Consider the following 25,438-nt stretch of genomic DNA (forward strand, 5'->3'; position numbering starts at 1 on the left):
GGATAAATGCGTTATTTTTATGGGATAGACATTGGTGGAACGAAAATTGAGTTAGCGGCGTTTAACGATAAACTTGAGAAATGCCATAGTGAGCGTGTACCAACCCCTCAAACAAGTTATGAGGCGTGGTTGGACACGGTGGAAAATTTAGTGCGGCGTGCTGATGAAAAATTGGGTGCAGAAGGCACGGTTGGACTGGGCGTGCCAGGGTTTATCCATAAAGAGACAGGGATTGCAGAAATTACTAATATTCGTGTGGCTGATGGCAAGCGAATTTTAGAGGATTTATCCGTCCGCTTGGGGCGAGAGATTCGAGCAGAAAATGATGCGAATTGTTTTGCATTGTCAGAGGCGTGGGATTTGGAAAATCAACAGTACTCAATGGTGCTTGGGCTGATTTTAGGTACAGGGTTTGGTGGTGGTTTGGTATTTGATGGTAAAGTGTATTCTGGTCAGATTGGTATGGCTGGGGAAGTTGGACATTTACAGCTTAATTATTACGCACTGAAATTGCTCGGTTGGGATAAGGCTCCAATTTATCAGTGCGGTTGTGGTAATCAAGCTTGCCTAGATACTTATCTTTCAGGGCGTGGTTTTGAAATGTTGTACCGTGATTTACAGGGTGAGGAACTGTCAGCCAAAGAAATTATCAAACGTTTTTACCAAAATGAGGATAAAACAGTGAAATTCGTGGCAATGTTTGTGGAATTAATGGCAGCAAGCATTGGCAATTTAATTACGGCTCTGGATCCTGATATGGTCGTATTTGGTGGTGGTTTGTCTAATTTTGATTATTTGTATGATGCCTTGCCAAAAGCATTACCGCCTTACTTAATGCGTACAGCGAAAGTGCCAGTATTCAAAAAAGCTATTCACGGTGATTCTGGTGGTGTGCGTGGAGCAGCGGCGTTATTTTTGAAATAGTTATATTTAAGCAGTACAAACCGTGGCAACACAAAATATGACGAAATACAAACGGAGCGAAGATGTATATTTTTCCTATTCCTGCACGAAGCGATAATTATATTTGGATCATTTCTCACCCACAAGGTGTGGTGGTGGTTGATCCGAGTGAAGCAAAACCTGTCTTGGCGTATCTTGCAAAAAATTCACAAAAACCAACCGCTATTTTGCTAACACATAATCATCACGATCATACAGATGGCGTGGCGGATATTATCGCTCATTATCCTGACCTGCCTGTTTATGGACCGCTAGAAGCAGCGGCGTTTATTACACAGCAAGTTGAACCTGATCAGCTATTTTCGTTGTTTGGTTTGTCTGTAAAAGTGATAAAAAGTGCAGGGCATACGGCAGGACATATTAGTTATTTGTTGGATAACCAGCACCTTTTTTGTGGTGATGCGTTGTTTTCAGCAGGTTGTGGACGAGTATTCACAGGGGATTATGTGGCACAATTTGAGACATTAGCTCGTTTTGGAGAGCTTGACGATCGGACAATTGTTTATCCTGCTCACGAATATACCCAGCATAATTTACGTTTTGCACTAAAAGTGTTGCCGTCAAGTTGTCTATTATTAGAGCATCAAGAGCGAGTGGATATTCTACGGGCAGAAAATTGCCCAACGTTGCCAACTACAATAGGATTAGAAAAGCAGATAAATCCGTTTATGCAAGCGGTGAGTTTGGCGGAATTTATTGCATTACGTCAGCAGCGAGATGAGTTTTAATCTGAAAGATTTCCGAATATGGCTCATTATGGTATTATCTGCTCTCAATTATTTCAGCTGTAAGTTAAGCGTTTAAAGAGAGTCTCTGTGAATTTTGATCTTCAAAATATGCCTCAACACGTTGCGATTATTATGGACGGTAATGGTCGTTGGGCAAAGCAGCAAGGGAAATTACGCATTTGGGGACATCAAAATGGCGTAAGGGCGGTACATTCTGCTGTTAATTTTGCAACAAAATATGGTATTAAAGTGCTAACTTTGTATGCATTTAGTAGTGAAAATTGGCGTCGTCCCAAAGAAGAGGTGTCTGCGTTAATGACGCTATTTATGCGAGCATTAGATTCTGAGTCTAAGAAATTGCATAAAAATAATATTCGACTGAATATCATCGGCGATAAATCTGCATTTAGTACAGATTTGCAAAGTCGTATTGAAAAGTCTGAGAGCTTAACAGCGAGCAATTCAGGATTAATTTTAAATATTGCTGCAAATTATGGTGGTGATTGGGATATTGTCAATGCTGCTCGGCAGTTAGCAAGTCAAGTCGAACAAGGTTCGTTAAGTGTTGCTGACATTACCCCAGAACGTTTTGCCCAGCATTTATCAACAGCGTCTCAGCCGCAGGTAGATTTGCTGATTCGTACTAGCGGTGAGCAACGAATTAGTAATTTTTTATTGTGGCAAATTGCATATGCGGAGCTTTTTTTCACTCCTGTTCTTTGGCCTGATTTTAATCAAGCTAATTTTAGTGAGGCAATTGTTGCCTACCAGCAGCGTGAGCGACGTTTTGGCGGCTGTTAGAGCTGGGGATAAAATTAAAGGAACAATATTTATGTTAAAAGAACGGATATTTTCTGCGATTGTGATGATTATCTTGGCTATGGTGGCTATTTTTTGGCTGCCACCTTTGCTATTTACGTTGATTTTGTCGTCGCTCATTGTGTTGGGAATGTGGGAATGGAGTCAATTTGCTGGGATTAAAAGCTCTATTGGGCGTATTATTGTGGCACTGATTGTCGCAAGTTTGTTGCTTTTAGTGATAATGGCAACGACGCATTCTATTCAATCCACTCGTTTTCTGACTGATGAAACGACACCGTGGCTTTTTATTGGTTGCATTTGGTGGATCATTGCGTTAGCTTTAGTTACTACTTATCCTAAATCTGCTTCTTACTGGACAAAATCAGTCAGTGCGAAGTTTATTTTTGGAGTGGTAACGTTGCTTCCTTTTTTGATTAGTGTTTTGGCTTTACGTTTTTATCAATATCCGTTTAATTCGCTGCAAGGCACTTACTTGTTGCTGTATGTTTTCTTATTAGTATGGGGGGCAGACTCGGGGGCGTATTTTATTGGTCGAGCTATTGGTAAACGCAAATTAGCCGTGAATGTTTCCCCTAATAAATCGTTAGAAGGGGCGATTGGTGGCGTTCTTGTCGCTATTTTGATAGCAGTTATTTTTTTACAGGTTTCGCCTGAGCATATTTTTGGACGAAAAATAGGAATACTCCCTTTTATGTTGTTGTCTACATTGACGGTTTCAGCTTCTATCTTGGGGGATTTGACTGAAAGTATGTTTAAACGTCAGGCGGGTATAAAAGACAGTAGTAATCTAATTTCTGGACACGGTGGTATTTTGGATCGTATTGATAGTTTGACAGCTGCAGTGCCTGTATTTACCACAGGTTTTTTCTTTTTCTTATAAACGATTGATGAGCTAAATGATGACTTCAATTCTTGCATTTTTTACCTTAATTTGTGTACTTGTCTTTGTTCACGAATATGGACATTTTTGGGCAGCACGTTCGTGTGGTGTAAGAGTTAGGCGTTTCTCAATTGGTTTTGGAAAAGTGCTTTGGAAGAAAACGGATCAGTACGGTACAGAATTTGCCTTTTCACTTATTCCGCTTGGTGGTTATGTCCAAATGTATAATGGTGAAAATGCGGAGTATCTCGAATCACAAGCATTACAGTCAAAATCATTATTACAGCGAGCTTTTATTGTGATTGCAGGGCCTTTGGCGAATTTCTTGTTTGCAATTTTAGCTTATTGGGTAGTATTTTATATTGGTATACCAAGTGTTAAACCTGTGATTGATGATGTGATACCGAATACTATTGCGGCTCAAGCTAAGCTCCCAAGAGAGTTTGAAATTCAGAAAATAGCTGGACAAGCGGTGGTTAATTGGGAGGAAGTTACTTTTGCATTGATGGGAAAAATTGGCACACAAAGTGTATCAGTGGAGGGTAAGCGAGTAGGCGAAGACATAAATCGTGCTTTCACATTGGATTTAAGCAATTGGCAGGTGAACGGTTATAAAGAAAACCCACTGACTAGCTTAGGCATTAGAGCTAAAAATGTAAGTATTGAACCAATTATAGATGTTGTAGTCGAAGACTCAGCGGCGGCAAAAGCTGGAGTGCAAGTGGGTGATGAAATTTTGAGGATAAATGGGCGAAATTTTGATTGGTTATTGCTGCTTGAACAAGTGAAAACAGGGCAGCTAATCTCATTGGAGATTAAGCGAGATGATGTTGTTCATCAGCTTATGCTTCAACCTGAAAAATCATCGAAAGAAAATCGTTATTTAATCGGTATCCAGCCTCAATATCAGCCTCTTTCTGATAAGTATCGAACAGAATTAAAGTATGATATCCTTACCGCATTTGAAAAGGCGATACATAAGGTTGTCTCCTTAGTTAGAACCATTTTACAATTTGTAGGTAATTTGCTTACTGGTGAGTTATCAATCAGTAATATGGGTGGACCGATTTCAATGGCAAAAGGGGCTGGAATAACGGTTGAGGCTGGTTGGGTTTATTATCTGGGCTTTATGGCATTGATTAGCCTTAATTTAGCGGTAATGAACCTTTTCCCGATTTTACCTCTTGATGGCGGACAATTAATATTACTCATTGCACAAGCGATTAAGGGCAAGCCTTTATCTGAAAAAGTTCAGATGGTGTTTCAGAAATTAGGGGTAATTTTCGTTTTAGGATTGATGGTCTTTACCTTATTTAATGATCTAGTACATTTCTAGTAACAAGCGGCTAGATTTTTCAATTATTTTGCAAATGAATGGGATTTTTCCAATGAAGAAACTTTTACTTTCTACACTTTTAATGGCAAATGGCGTAGCAATTTCTGCTCCTTTTGTTGTAAAAGATATTCGTGTCGATGGCATACCATCAGTAAGCTCGAGTGAGGCGTTGATTTCGACTTTACCTATTAAAGTTGGACAAACAGCAACCGACAATGATGTTGCAAATGTTGTTCGTCAATTATTTCTGCAGAATCGTTTTGAAGATGTGCGAGCTGTGCGAGAAGGCAATACATTGGTGATTAAAATTGTGCCATTGCCTATTATTGAGTCCGTCGAGATAAAAGGGAATTCAGCAATCCCTAAAGAGCCGCTAACAGAAAATTTGAAAGCAAATTTAATTACAAAAGGCGAGGTTTTTGATGAGCTTAAATTAGAGCAATTTAAAAATGCATTGGTTGAACATTATCACGCTATTGGACGCTACGATGTTAGCATTACACCAAAAGTAACTCGTAAAGAAGGTAGCGTTGATATCAAGTTAGAAATCAATGAGGGTGAAATTGCCAAAGTAAAAAAAATTACGATTAAAGGAAATAAGGATTTTACAGAAGCACAATTGATGAAGTTGTTGGATATTCAGCCTGATGTGCCTTGGTGGAACATCTTTGAAAGTAGTAAATTTGAACAAAATGTGTATCAGCAAGATATGGAATCGCTTCGTGGTTTTTATATGAATCGAGGGTATGCTAAATTTAATTTCGTAGCAACTGATGTGCAATTTGAGACTAAACAAGATGTGGCATTGACTTATGCCATTGATGAGGGTAGTCAGTACAGTATTAGTGATATCCGTATAGTAGGTGATACAGCGAAGCTTGACAAAGAACTGAATAAACATTTAAAAGATTTTAAAGCAGGTCAGCTTTTCCGCCGAGATGATTTAGTTGCAATTGAAAATGGTATTAAGCAAGTTTTAGGGGAACACGGCTTTGCGACTGCACAAGTGAATATTCACCCTACTTTTGACGATGATAACCATACTGTACGTATTAACTTTGTGGTTGAGGCGGGTGTTCGAGCTTATGTGAGAAAAATTAATTTTGAGGGCAATGATGTTACCGCAGACTCTACGCTACGCCGTGAAATGCGTCAGCAAGAAGGGGCTTGGCTATCAACCACCGCAGCCGAATTGGGTAAGGTCCGTCTAGAGCGAACAGGTTTCTACGATGCTGTTGAAATGAGTTATCCTGTTGTACCAAATACGGTAGATCAAGTTGATATTCTTTATAAAATTAGAGAGCGAAATACGGGAAGTATTAATTTTGGTATTGGGTATGGTACGGGTAATGGATTTAGTTACCAAGCAGGAATTAGACAGGATAATTTCCTTGGTATGGGGTCGAGCATTAGCTTGAATGGTGCACGTAATGATTACGGTACCAACCTTAATTTAGGCTATACCGAGCCGTATTTTACAAAAGATGGCGTTAGTCTTGGTGGTAATGTGTTCTACGAGGACTATAACAGTTCTAAAAATAAGCAGTCTGCGAGTTATCAACGCCGTACTTATGGACTTAATTCAACACTTGGTTTTCCAGTTGATGAAAATAATTCCTATTATTTGAGCTCGGGCTATACGCACGATACGATTAAAAATGCACCTCGTGAATTTAATCGTGAGATATACGTTAAATCACTTAATATCCCAATTGAGCAGAAAAGTCATCTTTATAGTAAAATCAAAACTAATGATTTTGATACTTCATTTGGTTGGAATTACAGTAGTTTAAATCGTGGGTTCTTGCCAACTAAAGGGTCGAGTGCAAATATCGGAGCAAAAATTACCTTACCTGGTTCAGATAATCGCTATTACAAAATAAGTGCAGATTTTCGAAATTATTTCCCATTAAACCGTGAACATAAATGGGTAATTGGTTCGAAAGTGTCTTTAGCTTATGCTAATGGATTAAGCGGCAAAGCATTACCGTTCTATCAGACTTATGCTGCTGGCGGTATCGGCACATTGCGAGGTTTTGCTTATGGAGCTATTGGACCGAAGGCAATTTATTTAGGTGAAAAATCAGGTAAATTTGATGCTATGAGCGGTGATGTTGTGGGTGGGAACGCAATTGCCTCCGCAACACTTGAATTTATCACGCCAACGCCATTTGTCAGCGAAAAATCTCAACACAATGTCAGAACCTCATTATTTGTTGATGCGGCGAGTGTGTGGGATACAAAGTGGAATAGTAAACCAATCTTAAATAATACGCAGTATGATTATAGCTCTTTAGAAAATTATAAAGATTATAAGCGTGTAAGAGCCTCCGCTGGTGTGGCTTTCCAATGGAATTCTCCGATTGGACCACTTGTTTTCTCTTATGCAAAACCAATTAAAAAATATGAAAAAGACCAGATTGAGCAGTTTCAATTCAGTATTGGCGGCTCATTCTAGTAGAAGAAGCGGTGAGATTTTGTGAAATATTTGCAAAATTTCACACTTTCTCTCAATATACAACACAAACTAAAAGGAATTTTAATGAAAAAAGTATTTAAATTAGCGGCTTTAACTAGTGCATTTTTATTAAGCAGCAATGTAGCCATGGCAGAAGAAACGATTGCCTATGTTAATCCAAATTATCTGATGCAAAACCACCCACTTTTAACTGACCCAAATTCTGATTTTGTGAAAGAAACTAAGGCACAAGAAGCAAAATTGGCTGAAGAAGACAAAAAATTAGCAGAAGAAGAAAAAAAACTGACTGAAGAAGCAAAAAAATTGCAAGAAGAAGAGAAAGTATTAACTGCTTCATTGCAGAAAAAAATAGAAGCTTTGGAAAAAGAAGCACCGAGAATGCGTAGTGCGGATATTAAAAAGCGTCAAGATGCGTTGAATGCGGAAGGTCAAGCTTTCCAGAAAAAAGTAGATGCATTTCAAAAACGTGAAGAAGCTTTTAGACAAAAAGTGGCACAATTTCAGCAAACATTTGCGAATGTTCAACGTGAATTTGATGAAAAGCGTGCAAACATTCAAAAAAGCATCGTGGGGGAAATGGAAACAATTATTCAAGACACAGCTAAAGCGAAAGGCTTTAGCTTAGTAATTGATTCATCAGCGGTCATTTATACTAAAAATGATGCAAATGATTTAACTCAAGTCGTGTTTGATACAATCAAAAAGAACACACCAAAACCAGCGGCAAAATAATTTATGGCATTCCGTTTAATTGAATTAGCGGAGCAAGTCAGCGGTTCTCTTCGGGGAAACGCTGATTTAGTTATTTCTAGTATTGCTCCATTGGATAAAGCTAATTCTACACAAATTAGTTTTATCTCCAATCCAAAATATCGTTCACAATTGGTCAATAGTCAGGCAGGGGCATTGATTGTAAGTCCAAACGATGTTGAATTTTGTGCATCTTCTCAAAATTTGATTGTTGTGGAACAGCCCTATATTGCTTATGCACTATTAGCTCAGTATATGGATACCACCCCTAAAGCAGCTGAAAATATTGCACCAAGTGCTGTTATTTCACCTACTGCGAAGTTAGGTAACAATGTTGCTATTGGTGCAAATGCAGTGATTGAAAGTGGAGTAGAATTAGGTGATGGCGTTGTGATTGGTGCTGGTTGCTTTGTCGGTAAAAATAGCAAAATTAATGTGCGTACTCAGCTCTGGGCGAATGTAACAGTCTATCATAATGTTCAGATTGGTTCAGATTGTTTAATTCAATCTTCAACTGTGATCGGTAGTGATGGTTTTGGTTATGCTAATCAAAAAGGAAAATGGATTAAAATTCCCCAAACAGGTGGCGTCATTATTGGCAATAATGTCGAAATCGGTGCTTGTACTTGTATTGATAGCGGTGCATTAGATCCTACTATCATTGAAGATAATGTAATTATTGATAATCTATGCCAAATTGCACACAACGTGCATATTGGTTTTGGCACCGCAGTTGCAGGCGGCGTAATTATGGCAGGTAGTCTAAAAGTCGGACGATTTTGTCAAATTGGTGGAGCGAGTGTTATCAATGGACATATGGAAATTTGTGATGGGGCGATCATTACGGGTATGGGAATGGTAATGCGACCGATTACTGAAAAAGGAATTTACTCTTCTGGTATTCCACTTCAAACGAATAAAGAATGGCGTAAAACCGCAGCACTGACAATGAATATTGATGAAATGAATAAGCGTTTAAAAGCGGTAGAAAAGCGTTTAGCCGAATAATAGCACTAAAAAATTTTGTAATTATTAAAGAGGTTTAAATTTTAACAATGGAACAATCAACTCAAATGGAACAGCCAGTAGAAAGTAGAGAAGCTCGAATTATTGAAGTGACGGAAATTATGCAAATTCTTCCTCATCGTTATCCATTCCTATTAGTGGATCGAGTGATTGATTTTGAAGAAGGTAAATGGCTAAAAGCGGTTAAAAATGTCAGTGTGAATGAGCCTTGCTTTACGGGGCATTTCCCAGGAGAGCCTGTTTTTCCAGGTGTTTTTATTCTAGAGGCAATGGCACAAGCGACAGGCGTGCTGGCAGTGAAAAGCTACGGCAAGTTGAAAGAAGATGAACTTTACTATTTTGCCTCAATTGATAATGCACGTTTTAAACGCCCTGTTGTACCAGGTGATCAAATGTTGATTGAAGTGAATTTTTTAAAAGAACGCCGTGGAATTAGTCTTTTTACAGGCAAAGCATTTGTAGATGGCAAGGTAGTGTGTGAAGCTGATTTAATGTGTGCACGTAAATAATTCTTAACATAGAAGGGTAATCTTATGCAATATATAAATTCTTCAGCAAAAATTAGCCCATTATCTGTTGTTGAGCAAGGTGCGGTAATTGGTGCTGATGTTGAGATTGGACCATTTTGTGTCATTGGAAAAGACGTCAAAATAGGTAAAGGTACAAAACTTCATTCACACGTTGTGATTCAAGGCGATACAGAAATTGGTAAGGAGAATGAAATTTTCCAATTTGCCAGTATTGGTGAAATAAATCAAGATTTAAAATATCGAGGTGAAAGTACTAAAACCATCATTGGCGACCGTAATCGTATTCGAGAAAGCGTAACTATTCATCGTGGTACAATCCAAGGTGGGGGCGTAACAAAAGTAGGTGATGATAATTTGTTTATGATTAACACTCACATTGCACACGATTGTAACATTGGTAATCGTTGTATTATCGCAAATAATGGGACGCTTGCAGGGCACGTTACTCTAGATGACTTCGTGATTGTGGGTGGAATGTCGGCAATTCACCAATTTGTTATCGTTGGAGCACACGTTATGCTTGGTGGCGGCTCAATGGTTAGTCAAGATGTACCTCCATATGTGATGGCACAAGGTAATCACGCTCAACCATTTGGCGTTAATCTTGAAGGGTTAAAGCGTCGAGGGTTTGAAAAGGCAACAATGCACGCCATTCGCAACGTATATAAATTAATTTATCGTAGTGGCAAAACATTGGAAGAAGTGATCCCAGAAATTGAACATTATGCAAAAACAGAAGCAGCGATTAGTCTCTTTTTAGACTTCTTTAAGCGTTCAACTCGAGGCATTATTCGTTAATCTTGTTGCAAATATTTTGTAAAAACGTACCGCTTATTCGCTTTGGTGTAATTTGTGTTAAGAGAAGATTGTGGTATAATCTCCGAAGCTTTTATGCATTTTATATAAAGAAAAAATTTCGTTTAACTTTTAATATAGGTAAAATCTTATGGCAATTAAAATTGGTATTAACGGCTTTGGTCGTATCGGTCGTATCGTATTCCGTGCAGCACAACAACGTGATGACGTTGAGGTAGTCGGTATTAATGACCTAATTGATGTGGATTATATGGCGTATATGCTTAAATATGATTCAACACACGGTCGTTTTAACGGCACGGTAGAAGTGAAAGACGGACAATTAGTTGTGAACGGTAAAACAATCCGTGTTACTTCTGAGCGTGATCCAGCAAATTTAAAATGGAATGAAATTGGTGTAGATGTTGCCGTTGAAGCAACAGGTTTATTCTTAGATGATGAAACAGCTCGTAAGCATATCACTGCAGGTGCGAAGAAAGTAGTTTTAACTGGTCCATCTAAAGACAACACTCCAATGTTTGTAAACGGTGTAAACTTTGATGCTTATGCAGGACAAGATATTGTTTCTAACGCATCTTGTACTACAAACTGTTTGGCACCATTAGCAAAAGTAATCCACGAAAAATTTGGAATTAAAGATGGTCTAATGACAACTGTTCACGCAACAACAGCAACGCAAAAAACAGTAGATGGTCCATCTGCAAAAGACTGGCGTGGTGGTCGTGGTGCAGCACAAAACATCATTCCGTCATCAACAGGGGCAGCAAAAGCGGTAGGTAAAGTGTTGCCAGCATTAAACGGTAAATTAACTGGTATGGCATTCCGTGTTCCAACAGCAAACGTCTCTGTTGTTGATTTAACCGTAAATCTTGAAAAACCAGCAACTTATGCTGAAATCTGTGCAGAAATTAAACGTGCTTCTGAAAATGAAATGAAGGGTATTTTGGGCTATACGGAAGATGCTGTTGTCTCAACAGATTTCAATGGCGAAACCGAAACCTCTATTTTTGATGCAGCAGCAGGTATCGCATTAACTGATACTTTCGTTAAATTAGTCTCTTGGTACGATAACGAAACTGGCTACTCAAATAAAGTATTGGACTTAGTTGCATTAGTTCATAATTACAAAGCTTAGTTTTAGATTAAATACAACGGCACCTAACATCTTGGATAGTTTAGGTGCCGTTTCTATATCCTATTTCTATTTGAATATTTATACAAAAGTGGCAAGTTAATCTTGCCACTTGCATTTTAATTCATTGTCCTCTTAGTTTTTTACCATTTGTAACTAATATTTAGACCAACATTCGCTTTTGATGGTTTTGAACCGTATTTTTGGAGTTTCATCTCTGTACCAACAGTTAAACCATTAGTGAATTGTTTTTCAATACCTGTGCTAACTGAATAGATCGCTTGGGTTTTATTTTGCAGCTCATAGCGGTTATGTTGATCGTTAGACTGTGTAAGTACAGTATTGCTTTTGGCAAAGGCTACATTAGGTCTAATATGTGCATTTAAATTTCCTAGCTGATAGCTAATATTTAGCCCAATATCACTCACATAAGAGAGATGTTTATCAATTAATACGTCTTCATCAATTAAGCTATTGTAAGCGTGAGAAATATAAGCTCCTAATGATGGGCTTAAGGTTAATTGTTGGTCAATTGGGAAATGATAAACATAGTTTAGGTAAACATCGGCATTTTTATTACGTTCTAAAAATCCCTCGTGTTTGACGGTACGGTAGCGAACAAAACCTGAAACTTGGTGCTGATTGTTTGCGTATTTTGCCCTCGCACCAAAGTGATAACTATCATTGGTCTTATTGTTATATTCAAAGAACCAGCCTGCTTGTAAATTGTGGCTCATACGAGAGCTAAGCCCAATTGCTGAACGATTGTTTTTTGAACCTAGGCTATGATGAATAAAGAAATTATCAAACGAGTGGTAGAGGATATCCGTGTTATAGGCTTGCAATTTTTCTGCACGTTCAAGATATTGTGAGAAATCTAATTTTGCATTACTCAAAGCAAAAAAACGAGTATTTAGATCATCAGAGAGTGAACGTATCGCATTGTAATCTAAATAGGTTTTGCTCTCTTTTTGGGTTACTTCGTTTATTTCAGCAAAAAGAGCCTTGAATAGATTTTGTTTGGAAGGTAAGGCTTTTGCGATTTCTCGAGATTGGAGATAAAGATCAAAATTTTCATCTTTTAATGTAGACATTGCCTGATTTATTGCAATAGATTGTACCACTGCATAATCATTGGCTCTTTGCATTTTAGCGATAAGTTCGTCTTTTTGTCCTTGATTTAAGTGAGCGAGTCGGTTGATATTGTCTACTTCGGTTTGGATTTCATCTGGTAAGTTCCATTCAAGAGCTTTACTTTGAATAATATCCATATATTCGGTTAAATTTTTTACTGTAATATCACCATCGTCTTCAAATGCGATAAATAGGTTCCCTTCTTTATAGGCAAGAGAAGAATAACCTGCACCAGCCTTATTACCAGAATCTGGACGAATAATGGCAACCTGATGTTTGTGATTTGGGTCTCTTGCATCTAACATCCAAAGAGAAAGATTTCCTCTTGCATATCCGTCGTTACCATTACCATTTGGTTTGGAAACAAGCAACACTCGGCGACCATTTTTTAAAGTAACATAAATTGATGAGCCTTGAGAAGGAGCGGCGGTCGTTGTACTAAAATTATTGACAGGTTCGTACACCTTCCACGTTTTACCAAGGTCTTGGCTATAATAGGCCCATCTCGCCTTAGATTGATTATCTTCTCGTCCAGTCATCACCAATTTGTCATCAATCTCAAACACCATAGCTTCAACTGAGCTAGGGTTTGGTGCTAACGCATTATCGATTGTCGGCATATCCCAAGTTTTACCGTTATCCTTAGAATACATTATCGTTGTTGCAATCCCATTATAATGCACTGTTTGGATTGGAAAGACTAAAGTGCCATCACGCATAACAATGCCTGATCCAATACCACCTAAAAAGCCAATCGTTGGAGATCCTTGTCTTTTCACCTTTGAGAATACAGAAAGATTTTGTGTTTTGCTATATTCAGAATGCTTTTCCCAAGTTAAACCACCATCAGTCGATTTTCTTATCAATGCAGACCAAATATTATTATTGAAATAATTAATACGATCTCTATCCCAGTTTTTATGCCCACCAGCCCAAGATCCATACATTGTATAGAGGCTGTTATCAATGCTGTTATATAAAACCGTTGCTCCCATTGTGCGGCGAGTTGGCATTTTAGAATTTTCAAATTCCCAAGCGGTTTTTCGTTCCCAAGTGTGTCCACCATCGACAGACACGGCGACACCAGGATCAATACGTCCTTCATCACCAGCGTGATTCCAGCGTAAGTCAAACATCACAACCATTTTATTATCATCGGTAATTGCCATTCCAGGGACTCGGCTATAATAGAGTGGTGCAGTGCCTGCGGCTTCGCCATTTGGACCAATACCTGCCCAAGGTTTACCTTCAACGTTGGTCTTAAAGTTATCAAAGCCAGCTCGTTTGGTAATATTTGTCAGGTTCTCATTAAGATCGCTTTTCCAAAAGGTATTAGCAGAAAGAGAGACGGGGGCGGTAAGTAAAAGTAGTGATAAAGGTGAAAGTGGGTTGAGCTTTTTCATATTGATATCCTTATTGTGAGTGAGAATATTTATCTAAATATCTTTAAATATATCGGCTACATATAGTTAAAGCAGGGATAAATTGGGTTCAAAAAAGGATTAGTTGGTAAAATCAACTAATCCTTATCCTATTACCACTTATAACCGACATTTAAGCCAAAGTGAGTTTGTGAGGATTTTGAACTGTCTTTTTGGAGTTTTACCTCTGTACCCACAGTTAAACCATTGGTAAAGTGCTTTTCAATTCCTGTACTGACAGAATAAACCATTTGTGTACCATCATTTAATTTATAGCGGTTATTGCTATCGTTAGATTGGGCGAGTAGCGTACTATTTTTAACTAAGGCAGCGTTTGGACGGATATATGCATTTACATTGTCTAATTTATAGACAATATTAAGACTAAGATCTGTGGCATAAGCCGTATGTTTCCGAATTGCAACATCTTCATCAATCAAGCTGCGATAGCCGTGAGACAGATAAGCACCCAATGCTGGCGTTAATGTTAGTTTTGAATTTATTGGGAAGTAGTAGCCATAATTGAGATAAATATCTGCATTTTTATGCTGTTCTAAAAAGTCGTCATATTTGACGGTGCGATAGCGAGCAAAGCCTGAAAGTTGATGGCGATTACTATCATATTTTGCTCTAATTCCAAAATGGTAACTTTCACGTTCCCTGTTGCTATGCTCAATGAAAAAGCCTGCACGAAAGTTTTCACTAAGTTGAGTATTAAATCCAACAGTTGAATAGTTATGTTTTGAACCGATGCTGTGGTGAACGAAGAAATGCTCAAATGGGCGGTAGAGAATATCGGTATTATAGGATTGCAATTTTTCTGTACGACTACGGTATTGTGGGAAATCTAATTTTGTCTGGCTTAATGCAAAGAAGCGTGCTTTCAATTCATCAGACAATGATTGTACTGCATTATAATCCAAATAGGTTTTGTCTGCTGAATGTGTTACCTGTGCAATCTGGTTTAGCACGTTGGTGAAAAGCTGGCGTTGAGATGGTAAGGCTTTCACCAATTTTTGAGCTTGCTTATCAAAATTAGAACGATCACCTTTTAACGTTGACATCGCCTGATCAATTGCAATAGATTGTGCGACAGCGTAATCATTAGCTTTTCGCATTTTGGCAACAAGTTCATCTTTCTGTCCTTGATTTAAATGAGCTAACTGATTGATATTGTCCACTTCAATTTGGATTTCATCAGGTAAATTCCACTCAAGAGCTTTACTTTCAATCGCTTGCATATGTTCAGCTAAATTTTTTACTGTAATATCGCCGTCATCTTCAAAAGCAATAAATAAGTTCCCTTCTTTATAGGCTAAAGAGGAATAACCCGCCCCTGCTCCGTTTCCTGAATCTGGACGGATTACGGCAACTTTATGTTTGTGGTTGGGATCTTTGGCATCTAACATCCAAAGGGAGAGATTGCCTCGTTTGTAGCCATCATTACCGTTGCCATCAGGCTTAGATACAAGCAGCACTCGGCGACCATTTTTCAGCGTTACATAAATTGATGAACCCTGAGAAGGAGCGGCGGTCGTAGTACTAAAATCATTGACTGGTTCGTAAACTTGCCACGTTTTGCCTAAATCTTGCGTATAATATGCCCATCTCGCTTTGGTTCTGTTGTCTTCTCGCCCTGTCATCACCAACTTATCGCCAATCTCAAATACCATATTTTCTAATGAGCTTTGATTTGGTGCGAGTGCATTATCAATGGTTGGCATATCCCACGTTTTACCATTATCTTTGGAATACATTATAGTGGTGGCGATACTGCCGTTATATTTTCCAAGTCCGTGAGCGGTTTGAATTGGGAAGACCAAAGTACCATCACGCATTACAATCCCTGACCCTACACCACCCAAAAAACCAACGACAGGCTGTCTACGCATTTTCACTTTTTCAAGGATATCGGCATTGTTTTGCTTACTAAATTCTGCACTTTTCTCCCACGTTAAGCCACCATCTGTTGATTTGTAGATAGTTGCCGCCCAAAGATTATCGTTAAAATAGTTGACACGATCTCTAAACCAGTTTTGATTTCCATCTGCCCAAGTACCGTGCATCGCATAGATACTGCCATCAATACTATTGTATAAAATGGTCGGATCCATTGCTCGGCGAGTAGGAGCTTTTGAATCATTAAATGTCCAAGCCGTTTTTCTTTCCCAAGTGTGTCCACCATCAGCAGAAACAGCCACACCAGGATCAATACGATTTTGATCAAAAGCGTTATTCCAACGTAAATCAAACATTACGATAAGCTTATTGTCATCAGTAACCGTCATTGCAGGAATACGGCTGTAATGTAATGGCATCGTGCCTGCAACTTCACCATTTGGACCAGTACCAGCCCAAGGCCGACCTGCTACATTTTGACTGAAATTATCAAGACCTGCTCGTTTGGTGATGTTGGTGAGATTTTCGTTAAGATCATTTTTCCAAAAAGAATTAGTGGAGAAAGCTTCAGGTGTTGCGACTAAAAGTAATGTGAGGGGATAGAAAGGCTTGGCTTTTTTCATTTTTTATTCCTCAAGAGTTATATATGGAAATCACTCATATAAAATTTGAGCGATACAGCGATATTGCTAAATTTTATACAGGGTGTAAGGTAATATAAAATGAGAAAAAAATCTGTGATCAAGTTCACAAATTTGAAATAAATATGGTGATATTTTGATTGGTTGGTTTAAAAACAAACCAATATGCAGGATATAAAAACAAAATTAGCTTTATTTATCGACTGTTATTCAACAGAAACTAAATTTTAAAGAATGTTTTTAGAGGGAGATTTCCTCCCCAAACCTAAAATTTTCTCCCCTCAATCCTGTGTATAGCAAGCTGCGGTAATGACTATTTCAACTTTCCAAGCTGGGTTGGCTAATTTGGCTTCGACGGTTGCACGAGGTGGAGCGTTGGTAATTGACACCCACTCGTCCCACGCACGATTCATCTCATCATATTCAGACATATCAGCCAAAAATATTTGTGTCATTAAAATATGGTGTTTATCCGTTTTTGCTTCCGCCAGCAAGTTGTCAATAGTGCTTAATACTTGTTGGGTTTGTTGGTACATATTTTGGCTGGAATCTTCAGGCACTTGCCCTGCGAGGTAAACTACATTATTGTGGATAGCCATTTCAGATAGTCGGTTACTCACATAAAAACGTTGGATCATTGTATTCCTATGGTCTATATAAAAATTATTGAACAGCCACGATTAAGTAGCCAATGAAGCGGTCAATGTAGTCCAAAAAATTGCAAAAATTTCGCTTGAATTGACCGCTTATGTCGTACTTTTAATTATTCAACTTTAACAATCCAGCCATCTGGTGCTTCAATATCGCCAAATTGAATGCCGACAAGCTCGTCGTATAAACGTTTAGTGATTGGACCCACTTCTGTTTCTGAATGGAAAACGTGGAAATGTTCGCCATATTGAATACCGCCGATTGGCGTGATGACCGCCGCAGTGCCGCAAGCTCCAGCCTCTGCAAACTGATCTAATTTATCCATATAAACATCAGCTTCTAAAGCCTCTAACCCTAGACGCTCTTTGGCGAGGTAGAGTAGTGAATATTTGGTGATACTCGGTAAAATTGATGGTGAATCAGGCGTGATAAATTTATTATCTTTGGTAATACCGAAGAAATTTGCCGAGCCGACCTCTTCGATTTTAGTGTGCGTTTTGGGATCAAGGTAAATACAATCGCTAAAGTTACGCTCTTTTGCTATTTTCCCAGGGTAAAGACTGGCTGCGTAGTTACCACCAACTTTTGCTGCCCCAGTACCAGCAGGTGCTGCACGGTCATAGTCTGAGACTAAGAAATTTGATGGAGCTAAACCGCCTTTAAAATATGCACCAACAGGACAGCAGAAAACAGAAAAAATGAACTCTGGTGCGGTACGAACACCGATATTTTCCCCTACGCCAATCACGAAAGGACGTAAATAAAGAGTTGCTCCTGTTCCATAAGGGGCAAGCCAGTGCTCATTTGCTTTGACTACTTCTTTACAAGCTCGAATAAAAAGTTCATTTGGAACTTGTGGCATAAGCAGGCGATCGCAGCTTGCTTGAAGACGTTTTGCATTTTGGTCTGGGCGAAATAAGTTGATTGAACCATCTTTGCAGCGATAGGCTTTTAAGCCTTCAAAACACTGCTGTCCATAGTGTAAAGCAGTTGAACCTTCGTGGATATGTAAGGTGTTGTCCGTGCTTAACTCGCCTGTACTCCATTCGCCACCTTTCCAGTGTGCAATAAAGCGGTAATCCGTTTTTATGTAGGAAAATCCAATATTTTGCCAATCAATTTGTTCAGGTCGTTGGATCTGTTGGGATTGCTCTGCCATTGTGTCTGTCCTTTATTGTTATATAATATGTTATATGAAAAATACCAATAAATTTACACTATTGTCATAAAAATAAAATAGGGAAAAGGCAAAAATGATTAAAAATAAATAAGAGTAAATGCTTTTGGTAGCGACTTTTAGGATTTCTGTTAGAATGATAGGGTTTTCTGCTGAGCTTTAGTCGTAAAAAAACCACCCAAATGGGTGGCATAGAACCAAAACGGTTAAAAATATACAGGAAGTGAATGAGTAGCCTTAACCACTCAACGTCTAGGCTCTCAACATTAAGATTTATAAAGTTAAGACTCTTAGACTATATGCAAACACAACATTGTACTTGAGCAAAACCCTCAAAACAGTATTTGATACGTTTTCTCAGCTACGGTCAGTATTCTAGAGATGTCTGACCTATTGAACAAACGAATTTTTTTTATTTTCTTTATCAAAAAAAATAATCTAATAGTATGAGTTATCGGCTATGACTAATAAAAAACTTCCTCCACTGAATGCACTCAAGGCGTTTGAATCTGCCGCTCGTTATTTAAATTTTACGAAAGCGGCGGAAGAATTATTTGTTACCCAAGCTGCAGTGAGTCATCAAATTAAGTTATTAGAAGACTTCCTCGGTATTCAGTTATTTCATCGGCGAAATCGATTATTGGAGCTGACGGAGCTGGGCTTGCAATATTTTGAGGAAATTCGACCGCTATTAGAACAAATTGCCATTTCCACCGATAAACTTAAGCTAAAAAATAATCGTCAGATATTAACTATCAGTGTGCCACAAACCTTTGGTATGCACTGGTTAGTACCACGGCTAAACGATTTTCACCAACAATTTCCTGATATTGAGGTAAGAATTAAAGGAGTGGATCAAGATGATGGATTATTGGGTAAAGAGATTGATGTCGCAATTTATTATGGTTCTGGACGTTGGCAGAATTTAGAGTCCATTCGTTTAACGGAATCACCCTTGGTGATTTTAGCTTCACCTAAATTTTTAGAAAAAAATCCGCTTACTACGCCACAAGATTTAATTGGTAAGCCATTGTTGCATGTTTTCAGTCGTAATAAATGGAAGCGAACCATTGAACATTTTCAGCTTGCAGATGCCATTGATGTTGAGGAAATTGGCTATATGTTTAGTCATACGTTTATGGCATTGCAAGCGGCAATGCACGAGCAGGGAATTGCAATTGCCAATCGAATTTTAGCACAACACGAGTTGGATCAGCATAATTTGATTGAGCCATTCCCTACAGGCTTAGACGATGAAAAAGCATTTTATGTGGTGTATCCGCCACAGGCTGCAAATAGTACCAAAGTGCAATGTTTTGTTGAATGGATTGTAGGGGAAATGAAAAGATAATTAATATGAAAAATAATCAACAGATAAGCCATAAAAATAAATTTATGGCGTGGTGTTATTATAATGAACTAACGTAAAAAAGTAGGGATTTTACTTTCATATTGTGTGATACTTTCAGCGTGTTGTAAGGTTAAGCCGATATTATCTAACCCATTCAGCAAACAATGGCGGCGAAAGCTATCAATTTCAAATGAATAGCTCTTCCCATTGGCACAAACAGTTTGTGCTTCAAGGTCAACAGTAATTTTTGCTCCTTCATTTGCATTTACAAATTTAAATAATTCGTCCACTTCTTCTTCACTTAATCGAATCGGCAACATTTGATTATTGAGGCTGTTGCCATAGAAAATATCCGCAAAACTTGGTGCGATGATCACTCGGATACCATAATCATCTAATGCCCAAGGGGCGTGTTCTCGAGACGAGCCGCAGCCAAAATTTTCGCGAGCTAACAAAATACTTGCACCTTGATAGCGTGGAAAATTAAGGACAAAATCAGGGTTAGGCTGTTTACCTTCATCATCTAAAAAACGCCATTCGTGAAACAAATGTGCTCCAAATCCTACTCGAGTAACTTTCTGTAAAAATTGTTTTGGAATGATAGCATCTGTATCCACATTTGAAGCGTCAAGTGGAACAGCGATGCCAGTATGCTGTTTAAATTCTCTTGCCATTTTATCTTCCTATTATGAATGTCTTAATCAGTTTTATCTGCTTGATGTTAGTCTTTGTGTTGCAACACAATTGGGCTAATTGACCGCTAGTAATAGCTTACTGTCATTGCCGCTACTCGCTGTATCAGCACGATTAATGTAACTCAATATTGCGAACGTCTACAAATTTACCAAAAATTGCCGCCGCCGCTGCCATTGCTGGGCTTACGAGGTGGGTACGTCCACCACGTCCTTGACGACCTTCAAAATTACGATTACTGGTTGAAGCACAACGTTCACCTGGGAGTAAGCGGTCATTGTTCATTGCCAAACACATTGAACAACCAGGCTGACGCCATTCAAATCCTGCTTCAATAAAGACTTTATCTAGTCCCTCTTGTTCAGCTTGCATTCGGACTAAACCAGAGCCAGGGACGACAAGAGCTTGTACATTAGGTGCAATCTTTCGCCCTTTAGCAACCGCTGCGGCAGCTCGCAAATCTTCAATGCGTGAATTAGTGCAAGAGCCAATAAACACTTTATCAATTGATACATCAGTAAGCTTAATGCTGTGTGGTAATCCCATATAAGCTAAGGCTTTTTCTGCTGATTGGCGTTCAATCGGATCAGAAATCGTTTCAGGATTTGGGATTGGGCTGTTTACGCTAATCACCTGACCTGGGTTTGTTCCCCAAGTAACTTGAGGTTCAATCTCTGCGGCTTCTAATGTAACGACCGTGTCAAACTCGGCACCTTCATCAGTATGTAACGTTTTCCAGTAAGCAATTGCATCTTCCCAATCTTGCCCTTTTGGTGCTGATGGACGATCTTTAAGATAAGCAAAAGTGGTTTCATCTGGTGCAATTAAACCTGATTTTGCACCTAGCTCAATCGCCATATTACAGACGGTCATTCTTCCTTCCATAGATAAATCACGAATCGCTTCACCACAAAATTCGACGACGTGTCCAGTGCCGCCAGCCATTGTTGTTTTGCCAATGATAGCAAGTACAATATCTTTCGCCGTTATTCCCTCACGCACTTTGCCTCGAACTTCTATTTTCATTTTTTTAGCTCGGGCTTGCTTTACCGTTTGAGTGGCTAAAACGTGTTCTACTTCAGATGTACCAATACCAAAGGCTAATGCCCCAAATGCACCGTGTGTAGCGGTATGAGAATCGCCGCAGACAATGGTCATTCCAGGTAATGTTAGCCCTTGTTCTGGTCCCATAACGTGTACGATACCTTGATTGATGTGATTAATATCATAGAGAGTAACGCCAAATTGTTCGGTATTTTTAGCAAGTTCAACCATCTGAACTCGTCCCATTTCGCCAGAGCCTGCTAAATCACGGCTATTTGTTGGGACATTATGATCCATTGTGGCAACAGTTTTGCGCGGTTGGCGAACAGTTCGTCCCATAGCCCGCAAACCGTCAAACGCTTGCGGCGAGGTAACTTCGTGGACAAGATGGCGATTAATGTAGAGTAGAGGTGTTTCGCCTGAGGCTTCGTGAACGATATGGGCATCAAATAATTTTTCGTATAATGTTTTTTTCATAGTGCGATCCAGCTCTTAAACTTAAGTAATAATGTAAGCGGTAGGTTTTGCAAAAAATTTTGCATTAAATTTAACAACGCCATCAGCTATCATAGGAACTATAGAGAGGCCATTCTCTGGCGGTTTGTACCGCTGACAAGAGGCAAAGAATATAACTGTTCTAAAATACAATGTAAAATGCTATTTTAATGAGAAATAGCATTTTTTATGCTGATAAATAAGTAAAAAATTATTAATATTGTTGTATGTTTAGATAATTATGCTTAATTTGCTCTATTTTTTAGGTGGTTATGTAGGCGATAATGGCTGGAAGAGATAGATTTTCTAAATAACAAATCCTAAAAAATAAATGCCTATTGACATAATAGGCATTTATTGGGGTTACTGATGAGTTTGTTCATATAACCATTTTGCAACCGTTTTTGCAAAATAGGTAAGAATGCCGTCAGCACCTGCTCGTTTGAAACAGAGTAAACTTTCTAAAATGCATTCTTGCTCTTTAAGCCAGCCATTTTGAATAGCTGCCATATGCATAGCATATTCGCCAGAAACTTGATAGGCGAAAGTGGGAACACCAAAACTGTGCTTGACACGCCAAACCATATCTAAGTAAGGCATTCCAGGTTTGACCATTACCATATCAGCCCCTTCTTGAATATCCAGAGCGACTTCGTGCAACCCTTCGTTACTATTAGCAGGATCGATTTGATAAGTGAATTTATTGCCGCCCTTAAGATTACCAGCCGAACCCACGGCATCACGAAATGGGCCATAATAATTTGAGGCATATTTAGCCGAGTACGCCATAATTTGCGTGTTAATAAAGCCATTCTTTTCCAATGCGTTACGAATTTCGCCAATGCGTCCGTCCATCATATCACTTGGGGCAACAATATCTGCACCTGCTTGAGCGTGTGAAAGAGCTTGTTTCACTAAAATGTTAGTGGTGGTATCATTGAGGACATAACCTGTCTCATCAATAATGCCGTCTTGTCCGTGGGTAGTAAAAGGATCTAACGCAACATCGGTCATTACGCCCAATTCAGGGTAGGTACATTTTAATGCTCGCACCGCTCGTTGTACAAGTCCATCAGGATTGTAGGCTTCTTCTGCCATTAGTGATTTTTGCTCGTTATTTACAACAGGAAATAAAGCAATTAAAGGTACGCCATATTTGACTAGTTCACCTGCTTCAATCAATAGTTGATCGATAGTTAATCTTTCTACATTTGGCATTGAAAGTACTTTTTCTCGTTGATTTTCGCCTTCTATAACAAAAACAGGGTAGATTAAATCATTGGCGGTTAGTTGGTTTTCTGCCATCAATCGGCGGCTAAAATCGTGTTTACGCAAACGTCGCATACGGCGTTGTGGAAAAGAGGAAGAAATAATTTGCATACGAGTTCCTATCTATAGATTGTGTAAATATTCATGGCTTGAATGCTATTCTAGAGTAATTTTAGTTTGTGATAAAGTACAAGCAATTAGGGAGAGACTGCTGGAAAAGAATGTTGTTGAAGAGCAGTAAACAAGGGAAGCAGTCAAGCTCCCCCAGCGGAAGAATAATATTTTTATTTGTTTGAGTTTTTATTAAGTAGGTAAAGTGCTGTTGCTCCCAATCCGAGCAAAGCAAGTCTGCGGGGCGTTAAAAATAGCTTGGTAAATACTGCGACAAGTAAAGACCGACCAATAGGGGCTTTTAATGTCGTTTGTAATACATTCAAGCCATTAGTAAAGGGAGAATAAATCTCTTTTTTACTTGAGCGTGTTTGAGCTTGCAATTTTGTTCTAAGTGCATCACCTTTCATTTTTAATAGGGCGGTTTCTTCTTCATAATGGTTCATTATTATTTTCCTTATTCACGCTCTAATGGAGTTTCTAATGTACTTTTTATCGCAATAATATCGCTACGAATTTCATTTAGGGTTTGTGTCATAAAATGGCTCTGTTTCTTAAGAGAGCGTAAAATGATGATGCCCATTAGCAGACACACCAGCATTGCTCCTCCGCTGATGGAAAAGAAGACAATCTTTTGCATTTCGGGATCAAGCACGCTGTGAAGTCCGAATAATAAACTTAAAAACGCAACCAACAATGAAACAAAGATAACGAAAACAGCAATTAATGTTGTAATAAGATAATTTTTTTGTTGCACTAACTCAATACGAGCCATATCAAGGCGGACGTGAGCTAGTTCAAGGACAGTAACCACTGTATTTTTGATACTATTTTTAATCTGTTTGACTGGTAGCATTGATCTTCCTCAGTAAATAAAAAGATGGCTGCTTATCTTGCAGCCATTTTAAAACCAGTAAAATTAGCGTTTGCTGACTAATAATCCAAGTAATAACCCAATCACGCCTGCAACAGTAATTGCTTTGTACGGATTATCTTGTACTAAAGCATCAGCTTGCTTAGCAACTTGTTTTGCATTTTCAGTTGTTTCTTCTTGCAATTCAGAGAAATATGCTTTTGCTTGTTCAAAGCGGCTATTTAAATTAGCTTTTAATTTTTTCAAGTCATCAGCACTCGCTTTGCTTTTTTCATCAAAAAGTGCCTCTGCACTCGTGAGGATATCACGCACTTCAGATAAAAGCTCTTCACGCTTAGCATCAAATTTACTCATAGATTTCTCCTTAAACATTACGGTCAATTGGCTACGAAAGTATTCTCAATAGCCGAATACATTTCTAACATCTTTACTATACTATGTCAAATTTAGTAGTTTATACTCTTTTCGTTTTTATGTTTTGGCGATAAGCTAAAAAGTAATAGGCGAGTCTAGCGATAATAATGCAGCCTGCCATTGCCCAAAAACCGAGCCGAAAAGCAGCAATAAGGGCGATGAAAATACCTGAGAGTGTTTGGACTGACAATCCTATTTGTAACATTTTTTCTGAGCCGACTTTGATAACAAGTTTGCTATTAATGAAAGTCATTGTCATTAATACACAGATGTTCATCATAAAAAAGTAGCCAAAATATTCGGGTGAAACGCCATACAAGCCGATATAAACAACAGAGCCTGAAGTCAGAAAACAAAATAGTCCAGCGAGTGAAAAACCGCTGAGTATAATGTAGCCCAGTGTAGGTTTATGCGATATAAGAGAGGCAAGATTGTTGTAAAGCCTAGTGGCATTTTGTTGCTTGGTTGTAGGAGGATTTCATAGATTTTCCAAGCAACTAAAATAAATGAAACCACTTGGTTAAATAGACACCAATAATGGGGCAATGAGAGGGGCGATCATTGCGATAATCATGATATTCTACATTAATTGAGATAGATGATTTCGTTTAACACGATCTCGAATGATTGCACCAACCAAGACAATAGGTGCTGCATCGAAAATACCTTGGCTAAAACGTAATAGATAGAAGTATTCTATAGTATTCACTTGAGTTAAAAAGTAAGAGGATATTGTACTTCCTGTGATTCCAAACAAAATGATCGTTTTTTGTCCAAAATTATCGGAAATAGCTCCCAAAAT

24 protein-coding genes are annotated in these 25,438 nt (G+C 38.6%); 12 read left to right on the top strand and 12 right to left on the bottom strand.

Annotated features, from left to right (window positions below; genetic code table 11):
* Positions 1-6: 6 nt before the first annotated feature.
* The 11 genes from nagK to gap all read left to right on the top strand — a co-directional run bounded on the left by nagK (position 7) and on the right by gap (position 11,465).
* A complete protein-coding gene (gene nagK / locus EV693_RS03980; protein WP_132501089.1) occupies positions 7-924 on the top strand; it encodes an N-acetylglucosamine kinase in 918 nt (305 codons plus the stop codon).
* Between the two features lie 62 nt (positions 925-986).
* Complete coding sequence (gene gloB / locus EV693_RS03985; protein WP_132501090.1) at positions 987-1,691, top strand: hydroxyacylglutathione hydrolase; 705 nt, start codon at positions 987-989, stop codon at positions 1,689-1,691.
* Positions 1,692-1,778: 87 nt separating this feature from the next.
* Positions 1,779-2,492, top strand: a complete 714-nt coding sequence (gene uppS / locus EV693_RS03990; RefSeq protein WP_132501091.1) for a polyprenyl diphosphate synthase — start codon at positions 1,779-1,781, stop codon at positions 2,490-2,492.
* 31 nt (positions 2,493-2,523) lie between these two features.
* Complete coding sequence (locus EV693_RS03995; RefSeq protein WP_132501092.1) at positions 2,524-3,393, top strand: phosphatidate cytidylyltransferase; 870 nt, start codon at positions 2,524-2,526, stop codon at positions 3,391-3,393.
* 19 nt (positions 3,394-3,412) lie between these two features.
* Positions 3,413-4,729, top strand: a complete 1,317-nt coding sequence (gene rseP, locus EV693_RS04000) for an RIP metalloprotease RseP (RefSeq protein ID WP_132501140.1) — start codon at positions 3,413-3,415, stop codon at positions 4,727-4,729.
* Positions 4,730-4,781: 52 nt separating this feature from the next.
* Positions 4,782-7,187: an outer membrane protein assembly factor BamA gene (gene bamA / locus EV693_RS04005; protein ID WP_132501093.1), complete on the top strand. Its 2,406-nt coding sequence runs from the start codon at positions 4,782-4,784 to the stop codon at positions 7,185-7,187.
* A gap of 84 nt (positions 7,188-7,271) precedes the next feature.
* Complete coding sequence (locus tag EV693_RS04010; protein ID WP_132501094.1) at positions 7,272-7,940, top strand: OmpH/Skp family outer membrane protein; 669 nt, start codon at positions 7,272-7,274, stop codon at positions 7,938-7,940.
* Positions 7,941-7,943: 3 nt separating this feature from the next.
* Complete coding sequence (gene lpxD, locus EV693_RS04015; RefSeq protein ID WP_132501095.1) at positions 7,944-8,966, top strand: UDP-3-O-(3-hydroxymyristoyl)glucosamine N-acyltransferase; 1,023 nt, start codon at positions 7,944-7,946, stop codon at positions 8,964-8,966.
* 65 nt (positions 8,967-9,031) lie between these two features.
* Positions 9,032-9,493: a 3-hydroxyacyl-ACP dehydratase FabZ gene (gene fabZ, locus EV693_RS04020; protein WP_132501141.1), complete on the top strand. Its 462-nt coding sequence runs from the start codon at positions 9,032-9,034 to the stop codon at positions 9,491-9,493.
* Positions 9,494-9,517: 24 nt separating this feature from the next.
* Positions 9,518-10,312 (top strand): acyl-ACP--UDP-N-acetylglucosamine O-acyltransferase, encoded by a 795-nt coding sequence (lpxA, locus tag EV693_RS04025; RefSeq protein WP_132501096.1) that lies wholly within the window; start codon positions 9,518-9,520, stop codon positions 10,310-10,312.
* Between the two features lie 148 nt (positions 10,313-10,460).
* Positions 10,461-11,465, top strand: a complete 1,005-nt coding sequence (gene gap / locus EV693_RS04030; RefSeq protein WP_132501097.1) for a type I glyceraldehyde-3-phosphate dehydrogenase — start codon at positions 10,461-10,463, stop codon at positions 11,463-11,465.
* Positions 11,466-11,605: 140 nt separating this feature from the next.
* Here the strand turns inward: gap and EV693_RS04035 are convergent, their stop codons facing one another.
* The 4 genes from EV693_RS04035 to EV693_RS04050 form a co-directional block, all read right to left on the bottom strand.
* Complete coding sequence (locus EV693_RS04035; RefSeq protein ID WP_132501098.1) at positions 11,606-13,999, bottom strand: sialidase family protein; 2,394 nt, start codon at positions 13,997-13,999, stop codon at positions 11,606-11,608.
* 131 nt (positions 14,000-14,130) lie between these two features.
* Positions 14,131-16,539, bottom strand: a complete 2,409-nt coding sequence (locus EV693_RS04040) for a sialidase family protein (RefSeq protein WP_132501099.1) — start codon at positions 16,537-16,539, stop codon at positions 14,131-14,133.
* Between the two features lie 299 nt (positions 16,540-16,838).
* Positions 16,839-17,195, bottom strand: a complete 357-nt coding sequence (locus EV693_RS04045) for a RidA family protein (RefSeq protein WP_132501100.1) — start codon at positions 17,193-17,195, stop codon at positions 16,839-16,841.
* Positions 17,196-17,320: 125 nt separating this feature from the next.
* Complete coding sequence (locus tag EV693_RS04050; protein ID WP_132501101.1) at positions 17,321-18,367, bottom strand: branched-chain amino acid aminotransferase; 1,047 nt, start codon at positions 18,365-18,367, stop codon at positions 17,321-17,323.
* 478 nt (positions 18,368-18,845) lie between these two features.
* Between EV693_RS04050 and EV693_RS04055 the strand changes: the two genes are divergently transcribed.
* Positions 18,846-19,736 carry a transcriptional regulator GcvA gene (locus tag EV693_RS04055; protein WP_132501102.1) on the top strand — a complete coding sequence of 297 codons (891 nt, stop codon included), beginning with the start codon at positions 18,846-18,848 and terminating at the stop codon, positions 19,734-19,736.
* A 68-nt stretch (positions 19,737-19,804) separates the two neighbouring features.
* Here the strand turns inward: EV693_RS04055 and leuD are convergent, their stop codons facing one another.
* From leuD to EV693_RS09750, 8 genes are all read right to left on the bottom strand, one after another.
* Positions 19,805-20,410: a 3-isopropylmalate dehydratase small subunit gene (leuD, locus tag EV693_RS04060; RefSeq protein WP_132501103.1), complete on the bottom strand. Its 606-nt coding sequence runs from the start codon at positions 20,408-20,410 to the stop codon at positions 19,805-19,807.
* Between the two features lie 133 nt (positions 20,411-20,543).
* A complete protein-coding gene (gene leuC / locus EV693_RS04065) occupies positions 20,544-21,950 on the bottom strand; it encodes a 3-isopropylmalate dehydratase large subunit (protein ID WP_132501104.1) in 1,407 nt (468 codons plus the stop codon).
* A gap of 381 nt (positions 21,951-22,331) precedes the next feature.
* The gene (hemB, locus tag EV693_RS04070; protein ID WP_132501105.1) at positions 22,332-23,348 is read right to left on the bottom strand and encodes a porphobilinogen synthase; all 1,017 of its coding nucleotides are present in this window, start codon (positions 23,346-23,348) and stop codon (positions 22,332-22,334) included.
* A 173-nt stretch (positions 23,349-23,521) separates the two neighbouring features.
* Complete coding sequence (locus tag EV693_RS04075) at positions 23,522-23,794, bottom strand: hypothetical protein (protein WP_132501106.1); 273 nt, start codon at positions 23,792-23,794, stop codon at positions 23,522-23,524.
* Between the two features lie 11 nt (positions 23,795-23,805).
* On the bottom strand, positions 23,806-24,204 hold the full coding sequence (locus EV693_RS04080; protein ID WP_132501107.1) for a phage holin family protein: 399 nt from the start codon (positions 24,202-24,204) through the stop codon (positions 23,806-23,808).
* 63 nt (positions 24,205-24,267) lie between these two features.
* Entirely contained in the window at positions 24,268-24,576 is a 309-nt protein-coding gene (locus EV693_RS04085) for an ElaB/YgaM/YqjD family protein (RefSeq protein ID WP_132501108.1), read from the bottom strand.
* Positions 24,577-24,676: 100 nt separating this feature from the next.
* Positions 24,677-24,916 (bottom strand): hypothetical protein, encoded by a 240-nt coding sequence (locus EV693_RS04090; RefSeq protein WP_132501109.1) that lies wholly within the window; start codon positions 24,914-24,916, stop codon positions 24,677-24,679.
* Between the two features lie 300 nt (positions 24,917-25,216).
* On the bottom strand, positions 25,217-25,435 hold the full coding sequence (locus EV693_RS09750) for an MFS transporter (protein WP_165904871.1): 219 nt from the start codon (positions 25,433-25,435) through the stop codon (positions 25,217-25,219).
* Between the last annotated feature and the right edge of the window lie 3 nt (positions 25,436-25,438).

It is taken from the genome of Nicoletella semolina (assembly GCF_004345745.1).
GTDB classification, from domain to species: domain Bacteria; phylum Pseudomonadota; class Gammaproteobacteria; order Enterobacterales; family Pasteurellaceae; genus Nicoletella; species Nicoletella semolina.